General features: G+C 59.8%; 9 protein-coding genes. 5 read left to right on the top strand and 4 right to left on the bottom strand.

All coding sequences use genetic code 11. The annotated features are described in order from the left end of the window. The first annotated feature begins 72 nt into the window (after positions 1-72). From ACTJKS_RS25660 to guaA, 3 genes are all read left to right on the top strand, one after another. On the top strand, positions 73-621 hold the full coding sequence (locus ACTJKS_RS25660; RefSeq protein WP_041071848.1) for a hypothetical protein: 549 nt from the start codon (positions 73-75) through the stop codon (positions 619-621). Between the two features lie 180 nt (positions 622-801). Continuing rightward, positions 802-2271: an IMP dehydrogenase gene (gene guaB, locus ACTJKS_RS25655; protein ID WP_041071849.1), complete on the top strand. Its 1470-nt coding sequence runs from the start codon at positions 802-804 to the stop codon at positions 2269-2271. A 100-nt stretch (positions 2272-2371) separates the two neighbouring features. Then, on the top strand, positions 2372-3949 hold the full coding sequence (gene guaA, locus ACTJKS_RS25650; protein ID WP_041071851.1) for a glutamine-hydrolyzing GMP synthase: 1578 nt from the start codon (positions 2372-2374) through the stop codon (positions 3947-3949). An 82-nt stretch (positions 3950-4031) separates the two neighbouring features. On the opposite strand, the gene ACTJKS_RS25645 is transcribed toward guaA, so the two are convergent. Beyond that, on the bottom strand, positions 4032-8753 hold the full coding sequence (locus tag ACTJKS_RS25645) for a membrane-targeted effector domain-containing toxin (protein WP_108183711.1): 4722 nt from the start codon (positions 8751-8753) through the stop codon (positions 4032-4034). 192 nt (positions 8754-8945) lie between these two features. Between ACTJKS_RS25645 and ACTJKS_RS25640 the strand changes: the two genes are divergently transcribed. Continuing rightward, on the top strand, positions 8946-10322 hold the full coding sequence (locus tag ACTJKS_RS25640) for a multicopper oxidase family protein (RefSeq protein ID WP_108183710.1): 1377 nt from the start codon (positions 8946-8948) through the stop codon (positions 10320-10322). After that, positions 10322-10816, top strand: coding sequence for a tRNA adenosine(34) deaminase TadA (gene tadA, locus ACTJKS_RS25635; RefSeq protein ID WP_108183709.1), 495 nt, complete (start codon positions 10322-10324; stop codon positions 10814-10816). The genes ACTJKS_RS25640 and tadA overlap by 1 nt, the downstream gene beginning before the upstream one ends. An 81-nt stretch (positions 10817-10897) precedes the next feature. Here tadA and cmoB read toward each other — a convergent pair whose 3' ends face one another. The 3 genes from cmoB to ACTJKS_RS25620 all read right to left on the bottom strand — a co-directional run bounded on the left by cmoB (position 10898) and on the right by ACTJKS_RS25620 (position 13440). Beyond that, complete coding sequence (gene cmoB, locus ACTJKS_RS25630; RefSeq protein WP_108183708.1) at positions 10898-11854, bottom strand: tRNA 5-methoxyuridine(34)/uridine 5-oxyacetic acid(34) synthase CmoB; 957 nt, start codon at positions 11852-11854, stop codon at positions 10898-10900. Continuing rightward, positions 11851-12630, bottom strand: coding sequence for a carboxy-S-adenosyl-L-methionine synthase CmoA (gene cmoA / locus ACTJKS_RS25625; RefSeq protein ID WP_262948221.1), 780 nt, complete (start codon positions 12628-12630; stop codon positions 11851-11853). The genes cmoB and cmoA overlap by 4 nt, the downstream gene beginning before the upstream one ends. 174 nt (positions 12631-12804) lie before the next feature. Next, positions 12805-13440 carry a lysoplasmalogenase gene (locus tag ACTJKS_RS25620; protein WP_262948220.1) on the bottom strand — a complete coding sequence of 212 codons (636 nt, stop codon included), beginning with the start codon at positions 13438-13440 and terminating at the stop codon, positions 12805-12807. Positions 13441-13442: the final 2 nt, after the last annotated feature.

Raw genomic sequence — 13442 nt, 5'->3', positions numbered from 1 at the left:
CATTGGAATGCATATCCCTGTGGGAGCGGGCTTGCCCGCGAAGGCGTCAGAAGCCATACCGCAGGATTTTCCATGAATTCGCAAAGCATCATCGTCCCGAAAATCTCCACCCTGCCGGTTCACGAACCCCGGGCCCGGGCGATTCTGCGCTGGCTGGTACGCAAGAATATTGTCAAGGAAGAGCTGAGCACCTGCGGTCGCACCGGCAACCGCATGGCGTACGCGATTGCCGACGGCGCACGTGCGGTAGTGCTGCACCCCGAGGCATTGCCTTTTGGCGAGCCGATCAATGGTCTGGAGATCATCGTCAAACGCTGCATCTACACGCCGGCCAAAGGCTTTCTCGAGGAGGCCGGTTGCGCCGAATGCCGCCGCGAAGTCGGCGAAGCGCTGTTCGAAAGCCTCGAAGACTGGTTTCCAGGCCGCACCGACAACTTCACCTGCCCGGAGTGCGGGCATGAAGACGACATCAACGGCTTTCTGTACTTGCAGGAATGCGCGTTTTCCAACCTGGGGTTCATCTTCAACAACTGGTTGGAAGCGGGGTTCAAGCAGAGCTTTATCGATGAGTTCGCCGATTGGCTCGATCAACCTGTCAGTTGGGTAAAAGTCGAACTTTGAACGTGTAGGAGCTGCCGCAGGCTGCGATCTTTTGACGTTGTTTNAAAGATCGCAGCCTGCGGCAGCTCCTACAGAAAACAGCAGGCCCCGTACATCAATTAAGCTGAGTTTTACATTGAACAGCAGGGGGTGTCTGACTATAATGGCGCGCTTCCATTTTCCCGCTCGGGAGCCCCCGCGATGCTGCGTATCAGCCAAGAAGCTCTGACATTCGACGACATTCTCCTAGTGCCCGGTTATTCCGAGGTGCTTCCTAACGAAGTCAGTCTCAAGACCCGCCTTACCCGTGGCATCGAGCTGAATATTCCTCTGGTTTCTGCCGCCATGGACACCGTCACTGAAGCCCGTCTGGCAATCGCCATGGCTCAGGAAGGTGGTATCGGTATCATCCACAAGAACATGACCATCGAGCAGCAAGCTGCCGAAGTGCGCAAGGTCAAGAAGTTCGAAGCCGGCGTCGTGAAAGATCCGATCACCATCGAGGCTGATGCCACGGTGCGTGACCTGTTCGAACTGACCCGCCTGCACAACATTTCCGGCGTTCCCGTGCTGCACGATGGCGACCTGGTCGGCATCGTCACTTCCCGTGACGTACGCTTTGAAACCCGTCTGGAAGCCACCGTCCGCGAAGTGATGACGCCTAAAGAGCGTCTGGTCACCGTGCGTGAAGGCGCCGACAAGAACGAAGTCCGCGAGCTGCTGCACAAGCACCGCCTGGAAAAAGTCCTGATCGTCGACGACAAGTTTGCCCTCAAAGGCATGATGACCGTCAAAGACATCGAAAAAGCCAAGGCTTACCCGCTGGCCAGCAAGGACGATCAAGGTCGTCTGCGCGTGGGCGCTGCCGTCGGTACCGGTAAAGACACCGGTGACCGCGTTGCTGCGCTGGTCAACGCCGGTGTGGACGTGGTGGTGGTCGACACCGCGCACGGTCACTCCAAAGGCGTGATCGACCGCGTTCGCTGGGTCAAAGAGAATTTCCCTGAAGTGCAGGTGATCGGCGGCAACATCGCCACCGGCGCAGCCGCCAAGGCCCTGGCCGAAGCGGGCGCCGATGCGGTCAAAGTCGGTATCGGCCCTGGCTCGATCTGCACCACCCGTATCGTCGCCGGTGTCGGCGTACCGCAAATCAGTGCCATCGCCAACGTCGCCGCTGCCCTTGAAGGCACAGGCGTGCCGTTGATCGCCGACGGCGGCATCCGGTTCTCCGGTGACCTGTCCAAGGCCATCGTCGCTGGTGCTTCCTGCGTGATGATGGGTTCGATGTTTGCCGGTACCGAAGAGGCCCCGGGCGAGATCGAACTGTTCCAGGGCCGTTCGTACAAGGCGTATCGCGGCATGGGTTCGCTGGGCGCCATGTCCCAGGCGCAAGGTTCTTCCGACCGTTACTTCCAGGACTCCTCGGCAGGCGCCGAGAAACTGGTTCCGGAAGGCATCGAAGGCCGCGTGCCGTACAAAGGCACCCTGACGGCGATCATCCACCAGTTGATGGGCGGTCTGCGTTCCTCGATGGGTTACACCGGCAGCGCCAACATCGAAGAGATGCGCACCAAACCTGAGTTTGTGCGGATCACCGGTGCCGGCATGGCCGAATCCCACGTTCACGACGTGCAGATCACCAAAGAAGCGCCAAACTACCGCGTAGGTTGAGGCTTCAAGCAAATCATCAAGCAACCGGGGCTGTTTTATTCAGCCCCGAGTTGTTTCTGAATCACGACTGTTTCTGAATTACTTAAGACGAGACTGAATCATGGCCCTCGACATTCACGCTCACCGCATCCTGATCCTCGACTTCGGTTCGCAATACACCCAGCTGATCGCCCGCCGCGTGCGTGAGATCGGCGTGTACTGCGAGCTGCACCCGTTCGACATGGACGAAGATGCGATCCGCGAATTCGCGCCTAAAGGCGTCATCCTCGCCGGCGGCCCCGAGTCCGTACACGAAGCCAACAGCCCGCGCTGCCCACAGGCGGTGTTTGACCTGGGCGTGCCGGTCTTCGGTATCTGCTACGGCATGCAGACCATGGCCGAGCAACTGGGCGGCAAGGTTGAAGGTTCCGAACTGCGTGAGTTCGGTTACGCCCGCGTTGACGTGGTCGGCAAGAGCCGCCTGCTCGACGGCATCGAAGACCACATCGACGCCGACGGCCTGTTCGGCCTCGACGTATGGATGAGCCACGGTGACAAGGTCACCAAGATGCCGGAAGACTTCCACATCCTGGCCAGCACCCCGAGCTGCCCGATCGCCGGCATGTTCAACGACGAGCGCGCTTACTACGGCGTGCAGTTCCACCCGGAAGTGACCCACACCAAGCAGGGCGGCCGCATCCTGTCGCGCTTCGTACTGGACATCTGCGGCTGTGAAGCCCTGTGGACGCCGTCGAAGATCGCTGAAGATGCCATCGCCAACATCCGCGCACAGGTCGGCACCGACAACGTGCTGCTGGGCCTGTCCGGCGGTGTTGACTCCTCGGTGGTTGCGGCGCTGCTGCACAAAGCCATCGGCGATCAGCTGACCTGCGTCTTCGTCGACAACGGCCTGCTGCGTCTGCACGAAGGCGAGCAAGTGATGGCCATGTTCGCCGAGAACATGGGCGTCAAGGTGATCCGCGCCAACGCCGAAGAGCAGTTCCTCAACAACCTGGCTGGCGAAGCCGATCCCGAGAAGAAGCGCAAGATCATCGGCCGTACCTTCATCGACGTGTTCGATGCCGAATCCTGCAAGCTGGACAACATCAAGTACCTGGCGCAGGGCACCATCTACCCGGACGTGATCGAGTCGGCTGGCGCGAAAAGCGGCAAGGCGCACGTGATCAAGTCGCACCACAACGTGGGCGGCCTGCCGGAAGAGATGAACCTGAAACTGGTCGAGCCCCTGCGCGAACTGTTCAAGGACGAAGTCCGTCGTCTGGGTCTGGAACTGGGCCTGCCGTACGACATGGTCTACCGTCACCCGTTCCCGGGCCCGGGCCTGGGCGTACGCATCCTCGGTGAAGTGAAGAAGGAATACGCCGACCTGCTGCGTCGCGCCGACCACATCTTCATCGAAGAACTGCGCAAGGCCGACTGGTACCACAAAGTCAGCCAGGCTTTCGTGGTGTTCCAGCCGGTGAAATCGGTTGGCGTGGTTGGCGATGGCCGTCGTTACGCCTGGGTCGTGGCCCTGCGTGCCGTGGAAACCATCGACTTCATGACCGCACGTTGGGCACACCTGCCTTACGAACTGCTGGAAACCGTCTCCGGCCGCATCATCAATGAAATCGAAGGCATTTCGCGCGTTACCTACGACGTGTCGAGCAAGCCGCCGGCGACCATTGAGTGGGAGTGATCCCGCACCAAGTCTGATGGCTTGAACGCTGGCACTTCAAAAGCCGTGTGAAATCATTTCACACGGCTTTTTTGTTTGCCGATTAAAGCGGTTTAGACCAACCCGCTAACCTCAGCCCCATATTGTTCAGTCCCTGTAACAGTTCTCTGATACTGCCGTAGCGTTTCCCGCTCACCGAGGGCCAGTTCGGGCGCTCGATATAAAAACGGTCTCCATCGGTCTCGATCAGCGTGCGGACCAGTTCTTTGCTGCGGCTGCGATGTACCAGAAAAATCATGCGCGGTTGTTGTTTTAATGAGTACATGCCGTAACGAGGCAACAGCGTTTCGAACTCTGCCATGGTCTGGGCAGACCACGGCGTTTCCATCTGCAGGCGAAAGTCTCCCCGAACCAGTGCGCTACGGCCCTTCAGGCTATCGCCGGCCAGCAGGATTTTTCCAGGGTCGATTTCGATTCCGCCAGAGGTGCCTTCGGCGACATCTTCAACGCGAATACCGATGGCTTCCTCCAGCTCGCTCACCCCGGCCACGCCTTCGAAGGTATTGGAGTGAGAATTACCCATCAGTGCCACCCATTTGTGTGCACCTCGCGCGGTCTGGTCGGTACGAATGATCGTCCTGGCAAAGTAGTTCATCATTTTTTGTCGCGCGTTTTCGTCAACGAAGTGTTCTTCGCCCGCGATGGGCGTCATGCCGTTGAGCCTATAGCTCGCCATGCAATCGATCGCCTGCACATGGATTCGCTGTTTTGCTGCCGCCTTGACCACTTCAAGAAACGTATAACGTTCAAGGGGGTCGGTCATTTGTCCGATATCAAGCACCTTCAGGTAGCTTTCCAGCGACTTTGGCATGAGTCCGGTTTGCAGGTAGGAATCCAGCGCGGCCTGATGGAAGTCGGTCAACAAGTGTTCCATGTAGAGCGTCTTCACGTTGTGGCTGGCCAGCACCTCCATGTTTTCGATCAGCCATTGTTTAGCGCCGATCTCACTGTGAGACTCACCGATAACCAGTCCTCGGGCATGTTCGAGAAGCTTTTCGACGATCTCTCCGGCGCTGGCATCGTGATTCAGCGCGGGTGCGGGCGGGCGTCGGGGAAGCTCGAGTTCGCGATAGAAGCGCAAGGCATCTCGATAGAGGCGTTTTCTGACGGCTTTGAAGTCCCGGTAAGGATCGGACTCTCTCAGGCTGTCGTATGCATCACGCAGTGCGTCGGTGTCAGTTCCGGCGGCGCCTTTTTTCAACGCCGACTTCAGTTGCGGCGGCATATCGTATTGCGATACCGGTAGCGGTGTCATGCCACGCTCGGCCATGCCGGTCGAGCTGGCCCCCTGAGTCGGGGATGTCTTGCCACCGCCCCTGAGTCCGCCGCGAGGCATCGTTTCCCATTCTCCCTCGGCGTTCAGACGCACCGGGATTGAATTTGAAAAGCGCTCGGGGTTCGCCGGGTCGATGATCGACCAATGCCCACCGCCGTTGATATCGGCTTCGTAACGCACGTAATACGCGGTGTCATTGAGCATGATGGCAGCGGACGGATTGGCATTGAGGCGATAGATACCCTGAAACTTTCCGGGTTCGCTGCCGGGCGTATTCCCTTCCAGCAGTTCATTGGCTTGCCAGTGCTCGGGTGGAGTCGGTCGTTGAATCTCGGGACGCACTTGCGCAAGTTCCTCCAGCACCGATGTCACGCCTTGTGCTTCGCCAGCGACTTCAGGCCAGCCCATCGGCTGCAGGCCTTTTTCGATCAATGCCTGTTTCAGTTCAGCGAAGTTATCCACCGTCATGGAATCGTGGATTGGCCCGAGCGGAGTGTCCAGATTCATCCTGCCGCCCGGAGTCATTCTGATCACGCTGTCCGCCATTTGATGGTTGGCGTTGCGATAAACCACGAGGATGCTGCTTCTGTACCGTTGAAAGGTGAACATTCCCGGTTCCGGCAACAACGCGCGAAGATCTTGTGGCGTTCGGTAGGCCCACGGGGTTTGCATTTGTACACGCCAGTCGCCTTTGATGCTGTCTCGGATATGGTCGAAGCCAGTGATATCCGACCCTTCTTCCTCGACAGGCGAGTCCGGATAGTCTGCGTACTCCACCGCTAATCCGGGATCGGCGCCGATGGGCTGTGCCTGACCGGGTGTCACGTCATTGATGCGTACGCTCATGGCGTCGGTCTGTTCGCTGATACCCTGATAGCCTCTGAAACTTGTCATGTGTTCCTGATCAACCAAGGCAATCCATTTGGCCGGCCCTTTTGATTCTTCATTGAACCGGATGACTTCGCTGGCAAAAAACTTCCTCATCATCAAGCTGTCTGGATTTCGGATAAGGAGGTCTTCATTGATGTTGTAGGTCGTTGTCATGTCGATGGCTTGAACGCGGATGCGCTGGGCATTGGCAGACTTGACCAAGGCCAGCAGATTGAAATTGCCCTCGGGATCGTTACCGGCCTTGATGTCGAGTTTTCTCAGATAGTTTTCCAGCTCTTCGGGTATTTCGCCGGTTCTGGCAAAGGTGTCGAGGTCGAGCTGATTGACGTTGGCCAGCAGTTCCTGCAAGTACAGGGTCTTCACGCCACGGTGAGCCAAGGCGGGCATGTTTTCGATCAGGAACTGTTTGCTGCCGATACTGCCGCGATGCTCGCCAACGATCAGTCCCGGCTTTTCCGCAAAGGCAATGTCGAGCAGGTCGGTTGTCGTATTAATCACCCGTGCCGGTGCCGCGAGGCGAGGCGTCGGTGGATTGAGCTCGTAGTAGGCTCGCGCATCGCTGATTAGCGTGTTGCGGGGCTCTTCCTGATCCAGTTCGAATTCGCTCAAGGACTCCGTGAACTCGTCGGTCGGGGACATCATCACACTGCGGTTGCCAACGGTATTTTCATCGATACCGACGACACTGCGTACGTCGATGTCGCCGAGGGTCCACATGCGCCTGTACAGATTGCGCACATCGGGGCCGCCGAGTGCCCAAGACCTCATTTGCGGGTCTTCGAGGCCGGGCACATGAATACCCGGTATTCGTGCCCATTCTTCGACGGCGGGCGCACTGGTTGCAGCCGCACCGGGAGCGGACGGCAGGATCATGCCGCCCTTCAGCCCAAGTCGCGGAACGATTTCCCATTGGCCCGCAGGGCTCAATCGCACTGGAATGGAGCCGGAAAACGCATCGGGATTGGCCGGATCGATGATCGCCCAATGACCTCGGCCATTTAAATTGGCTTCGTAACGCACGTAGTACGCACTGTCGTTGAGCTTGATCGCGGATGAAGGGTTGGAAGAAAGCCGATAGGTACCCTGAAATTTTCCCGGTTCGCGAATCAGTGTGTCTTCGCTCAGTGGCACATCGATTTTGAAGCTTTGCGGCACCTTCACCGTCGATTCGGGACTGGCCGGCGTTTCAACGCTGGCTTCGCTCTGTGTCGGCCCGGAAGCTTTGGCCGGTTGTGTCGTCTCCTTCAGATCAGACATTTCTTTCGCTTCGGCGGCATCGATTTCGGGGCCGACTTCTTCGAGCGAACCAGGGCCTTTGAGGACGAGCAAGTTGAACAGCATGTCGATACCGCTCAGTACCGCGCCGAGGATGCCCGCCTTGCGCTCTTCGGCGGTCCTGGCGTTGACGGCCTGATCAATGTTCAACCCCAGATTGGCGATGCTGGCGCCGATCACCGGCAGTGCAATGGGCCAGCCGACGACTGCCATCGGGCCAAGTACTTTCACACCGGCGCTGAGGTAACCGATCCACAGCTTTTTTCGTAGATCGCCATTGGAGGTCAGTGACAGTGCGGCCTCGGCGAACATCGCGCTTTGGGTCGAGTCTCGCAGCCAGCTGAAAACGTCGCCGCGAATGATCCGGTTTTCCTGGTTGATCAAATGATGGTCGTATTTGCCCCAGGTGCTGACCAGGCGATTCATCAGACCGGTAATGTCCTCTGCAATACGTTGTCGATCAGCCAGGCAGAAATGCGACATGAACACCTGACGCGTTGCGTCCTTGTTCATCCGCTGCAACATCCAGAAGTGCATGTCGGTGGCCGTTTCCAACGTCTGGAAGGCATCGGTTTCGCCGGGCAGATAGACGATTTGCCGGCCCTTGGGCGCGATAAAACGAAGGACGTTGGTGGCCACGTAGCCGGCGACATCCAGGGTACGAACACAGTCAGTGCCCGGGGACTGTGTTTGCAACAATTGCAGACTGACCGGCCAGGTGATCGGGCCAATGGCCGCTTCGGTGACGAACTGGAAATCCTCATCGCTCAACTGGCGCTTGTCCCTTGCCCGAAGGGCGCTGATGAGGAAGTTGCACTTGGCCAGGGTGCGGAAGTCGGTGCCGGAACCGTCCCAGAACGTCGTCAGCCGTTCGTTGTACAGCGAGCTGAAGTCAATGCTCCAGAAGTCCCGCAACACCTCGTTACCGTGCAGGCGCACTTCGTTGCGTTCGTCGAACGTGCCTGGATTGGGACCTGCGGTATAGAAACCGGCATACACGTCGAGCAGATCGGCATTGTCCTGATCGGCGACGCGAAAGCGGTGAATGACCAACTGGGTCAGCGTCATGGAGGACGTTGGCGTTGCATGGACATGCTCCCACCCCGTAAAGGCTTTCGAACTGCTTTGGGCCTCGGCGAAGCGATGGAAATACACCTGGTCCGGATCAAGGCCGGTGATGCCGTATTTTTTCAGCAAGTCAGACGCAACGTCATGAGCGGTGTCTTGCAGGCTGGGGCACGTCTGGATAAGGCGGGTGGCGATGGCTTTGAGGGCAGCCTTGTCGGCGGCATTGGGCTGCGGGCGGCGTTGGTTCGGATTCATACACTCTCACTCCTTGAGAAACGGGCATTGAGCATGAGCCGTTCGCTCGGGGGAGGTGCACTACATAGTTATATGCATGAGCGATCCGGCGTGCGTCTCTGCGTCGCCCTTACTGTTTCGCAGTTGCAGGTGTATCGTATTCGCCTTTTCCAGGCCGCTGGCCTGTCGTTGACTTGTGAGGTAGTTGAGTTCATGTCCTTTACCCGTCGCCAAATCCTCGGTGGCCTGGCCGGTCTTGTTGTCGTTGGTGTCGGAGCGGGAGGCGCGTCGCGTTACTGGCTGGGCAAGATGGCCGACGCCGACGCGGGGCATGACTATGAGCTGATCGCGGCGCCGCTGGACGTTGAGCTGGTGCCGGGGCACAAGACCGAGGCGTGGGCGTTCGGCCCGTCGGCGCCGGGCACCGAGTTGCGCGTGCGTCAGGGCGAGTGGCTGCGGGTGCGTTTCATCAACCACCTGCCGGTGGCGACCACCATTCACTGGCACGGCATCCGTTTGCCGCTGGAGATGGACGGCGTTCCGTACGTCTCGCAATTGCCGGTGCTGCCCGGTGAATACTTCGATTACAAATTCCGCGTGCCGGATGCCGGCAGCTACTGGTATCACCCGCATGTCAGCAGCAGCGAAGAGCTGGGGCGCGGGCTGGTCGGACCGTTGATCGTCGAAGAGCGCGAGCCGACCGGTTTCAAGTACGAAAAGACTTTGAGCCTGAAGAACTGGCACATCGACGAACAGGGCAATTTCGTCGAATTCAGCATCCCCCGGGAAGCGGCGCGTGGTGGTACGGCGGGACGCTTGTCGACCATCAATGGCGTGCCGTCGCCGGTGATCGAGTTGCCGGCAGGGCAGATCACCCGGGTGCGTTTGCTCAACCTCGACAACACCCTGACGTATCGCATCAACATTCCTGGCGTCGAAGCGCAGATTTATGCGCTGGACGGCAACCCGATCGAGCCGCGGCCGTTGGGCAAGGAATACTGGCTGGGGCCGGGCATGCGTATCTGCCTGGCGATCAAGGCGCCGCCGGCCGGTGAAGAATTGTCGCTGCGCAACGGCCCGGTGCGTCTGGGGACCTTGCGCTCGGTGGCCAATAACGATGCACCGACCGCGTGGCCGAAAGCCTTGCCCGCCAACCCGCTGGCCGAGCCGGATCTGGCGAATGCCGAGAAACTCAACTTCAATTTCGAATGGGTCGGTTCGGTGTCGGTGAATGTCGACAACGGCAAGCCGCCGAGCCTGTGGCAGATCAACGGCAAGGCCTGGGACATCACGGACAAGACCTGCGCCGATCGGCCGATTGCCAGCCTGAAGCTGGGCCAGAGCTACATTTTCGAACTGAAGAACATGACCCAGTATCAGCACCCGATCCACTTGCACGGCATGAGCTTCAAGGTGATTGCGTCGAACCGGCACAAGATCACGCCGTACTTCACCGACACTTATCTGCTGGGCAAGAACGAGCGTGCGCAAGTGGCGCTGGTGGCGGATAACCCGGGGGTGTGGATGTTCCATTGCCACGTGATCGACCACATGGAAACCGGCCTGATGGCCGCTATCGAGGTGAAGTGATGCGCCAGATTCGCCCCGCCGCGATCATCGACCGCAGCCGTGACCGCGATTTCATGCGCGAAGCCCTGGCGTTGGCGGCACAAGGTGCCGCCCTCGGCGAAGTGCCGGTGGGTGCAGTGCTGGTGCAGGACGGTGAAATCATCGGTCGCGGCTACAACTGCCCGATCACCACCAGCGACCCGAGTGCCCACGCGGAAATGGTCGCGATCCGCGCCGCCGCCCAGGCCGTCAGCAACTATCGCCTGCCGGGCAGCACGCTGTACGTGACGCTGGAACCGTGCAGCATGTGCGCCGGGTTGATTGTGCATTCGCGGGTTGCTCGCGTGGTGTATGGCGCACTGGAGCCCAAGGCCGGGATTGTGCAGAGTCAGGGGCAGTTCTTCACCCAGGGCTTTTTGAATCACCGGGTGTTGTATGAAGGCGGGGTGCTGGCGGAGGAGTGTGGGGCGGTGTTGACCGAATTCTTCAGGGCGCGGCGGGCAAACCGGGATTAAGATCAAAAGATCGCAGCCTTCGGCAGCTCCTACAGGGATCGATGTAGGAGCTGCCGAAGGCTGCGATCTTTAGATTCTGCTTTATTTGCGAGCGACAATCACCGCCCGCATCGGCGCCGGCAACCCTTCGATGGTCTTGCTGTGATCTTCGGGATCGAGGAAGTCGCTCAGCGACTGATACTTCATCCACTCGGTACCGCGCTGTTCTTCAACCGTCGTGGTGCTGACGTCCACGCAGCGGATGTCGGTGAAGCCTGCCCGGCGCAGCCATAACTCCAGCGCCGGCACCGACGGCAGGAACCACACGTTGCGCATCTGTGCGTAGCGGTCTTCCGGCACCAGCACCTGATGCTTGTCGCCTTCAACCACCAGCGTTTCCAGCACCAGCTCACCACCCTTGACCAGGCAATCCTTGAGCGCCAGCAAATGCTCGATCGGCGAACGGCGATGGTAGAACACGCCCATGGAGAACACCGTGTCGAAGCCTTCCAGGTTCGGCGGCAGGTCTTCGAACGGAAACGGCAGGTGCCAGGCATTCGGCTCTGACAGATAACGCTGCACCGCCTGGAACTGGCAGAAAAACAGCCAGTTCGGATCGACGCCGATCACGCTGTCGGCACCGGCGCCGAGCATGCGCCACATGTAGTAGCCGTTGCCGCAACCGACGTCGAGGACGCGTTTGCCCTTCAGGTCCAGATGCGGGACGACCCGCGACCACTTCCAGTCCGAGCGCCATTCGGTGTCGACGTGCACGCCGAACAGGTCGAACGGCCCCTTGCGCCACGGCGACAGGCCCATCAGCGCGGTGCGCATTTGTGCGCGGGTTTCGTCGTCGCAATCGGTGTCCAGTTTCAGGCCGTCGAGCAGGTCGACTTCGGTCGGCTGGATCTTCGGCAGAGCGTCCAGCGCGCTCTGCCAGCGCTCCAGATCGCCGTGACCTTTCTCCATTTTCTTGTCGAGTTGCCCTTGCAGGGTGTTGGCCCAGTCGGCCAGCGGTGTGCCGGCCAGACGGCGGGCGAGGGGGGACAGATCAATCATGGCAAGGCAATCAACGAGGCAAAGTTAAGACACTGGAACCACGGCACGACTTTCGAGAACCCGGCGGCCAGCAGGCGTTCGCGGTGTTCTTCGAGGCTGTCGGGCTTCATGACGTTTTCGATGGCGCTGCGCTTCTGGGCGATTTCCAGTTCGCTGTAGCCGTTGGCGCGTTTGAACGCGACGTGCAGATCGGTCAGCAGCGCGTGTTCTTCGGCATCGTTGAAGCGCAGCTTCTCCGACAGAATCAGCGCGCCGCCGGGCAGCAGCGACTGGCGAATACGCGAGAGCAACGCGGTGCGCTGCTCCGGGGCGATGAATTGCAGGGTGAAGTTCAGTGCCACCACCGAGGCCGGTTTGAACTCGAGCGCGAGAATGTCGCCTTCGATCACTTCGACCGGCAGCAACTCCTGGAACATCGAATCCTGACCGTTGAGGTACTCGCGGCAGCGTTCGACCATCGCCGCCGAGTTATCCACCGCGATCACCCGGCAACCCTCGGTACGCACGTGACGGCGCAGGGCCTGAGTCACGGCGCCGAGCGAAGCACCGAGGTCGTACAGAACGCTGTTCGGTTGGGCGAATTGCGCCGCGAGCACGCCGAGGTTTTCGACGATGGTCGGGTAACCCGGCACCGAACGCTTGATCATGTCCGGGAACACCCGCACCACGTCCTCGTTGAAGGCGAAGTCAGGCACCTGGGCCATCGGCTGGGCGAAAATGCGATCGGGTTCTTTGCTCACGGCGGTTCCGGCGGTGTCGATGGAAAAGGCCGGCATTTTAGCCAAAGTGGCGCTGGGATGCTTGGGTTGTCCGACGTGGCGAGGGGATTTATCCCCGATGGGCTGCGAAGCAGCCCCAAAACCTGTGGCTGCGGTCTGTCTGACATAACTGAATGACAACTTTCGGGGCCGCTGCGCAGCCCATCGGGGATAAATCCCCTCACTACAAAATTAGCGGTGTTTCACGGAAAACGCCGAAGCGGCGATCCCCCACTGCCCCAGCCAGTAACTGAGGATGATCACGTACGGCGCCGCGTGAAATGGCGATACGAAACGATCAATACCAATCACACTGTCTGAAAACACGAACGCCAGCGCACCCGCCGCCGCCAGCAGCGCCGAGCGCTTGGGCACGTCGGTGCCGAGGCGGGCAAGGGCGCGCCAGAGCATGGCGCTGATCGCGGTGCCATAGACGACCACCGGCACCAGCAACGGCCCCAGGCCACTGGAAATCAGCATCCCCAGCAGCGCTGCGCCAACGCCGAGCGCCAGCACCAGCGGCAACAGCGCCAGTCGTTTGCAATCGCTGAGGTAGGCCTTGAGGTACGCCAGATGCGCCACCAGAAACGCCCCCAGGCCAAACACAAACAGATCCCCCGGCCACGCCAGCAACACGTCACCGAGCAGAGAAAAAATCAGACCGAGGCTGATCCAGCGCCGATAGTCGCTGGGCGGCGCATCGTGCAGCCAGCCGAGCAGCGCCAGCACCGGCAACGGTTTGACCAACAGGCACAGCAGCGCCGCATGGGTGCTGACGCCGTAGAGAAATGTCGCCGCGCCCATCAGTGCCAGAATCAGCCAGCCCACGA

The sequence above is a fragment of the Pseudomonas sp. 22189 genome (genome assembly GCF_052045635.1).
Lineage (GTDB): Bacteria > Pseudomonadota > Gammaproteobacteria > Pseudomonadales > Pseudomonadaceae > Aquipseudomonas > Aquipseudomonas parakoreensis.
The sequence above is the reverse complement of the archived record's forward strand: the minus strand, read 5'-3'. Positions and strand labels throughout refer to the sequence as shown.

Excerpts from the sequence above, each read along its gene's own strand:
- ACTJKS_RS25660 (WP_041071848.1), top strand. The coding sequence starts at position 73 with ATGAATTCGCAAAGCATCATCGTCCCGAAAATCTCCACCCTGCCGGTT.
- guaB (WP_041071849.1), top strand. The coding sequence starts at position 802 with ATGCTGCGTATCAGCCAAGAAGCTCTGACATTCGACGACATTCTCCTA.
- guaA (WP_041071851.1), top strand. The coding sequence starts at position 2,372 with ATGGCCCTCGACATTCACGCTCACCGCATCCTGATCCTCGACTTCGGT.
- ACTJKS_RS25645 (WP_108183711.1), bottom strand. The coding sequence starts at position 8,753 with ATGAATCCGAACCAACGCCGCCCGCAGCCCAATGCCGCCGACAAGGCT.
- ACTJKS_RS25640 (WP_108183710.1), top strand. The coding sequence starts at position 8,946 with ATGTCCTTTACCCGTCGCCAAATCCTCGGTGGCCTGGCCGGTCTTGTT.
- tadA (WP_108183709.1), top strand. The coding sequence starts at position 10,322 with ATGCGCCAGATTCGCCCCGCCGCGATCATCGACCGCAGCCGTGACCGC.
- cmoB (WP_108183708.1), bottom strand. The coding sequence starts at position 11,854 with ATGATTGATCTGTCCCCCCTCGCCCGCCGTCTGGCCGGCACACCGCTG.
- cmoA (WP_262948221.1), bottom strand. The coding sequence starts at position 12,630 with ATGCCGGCCTTTTCCATCGACACCGCCGGAACCGCCGTGAGCAAAGAA.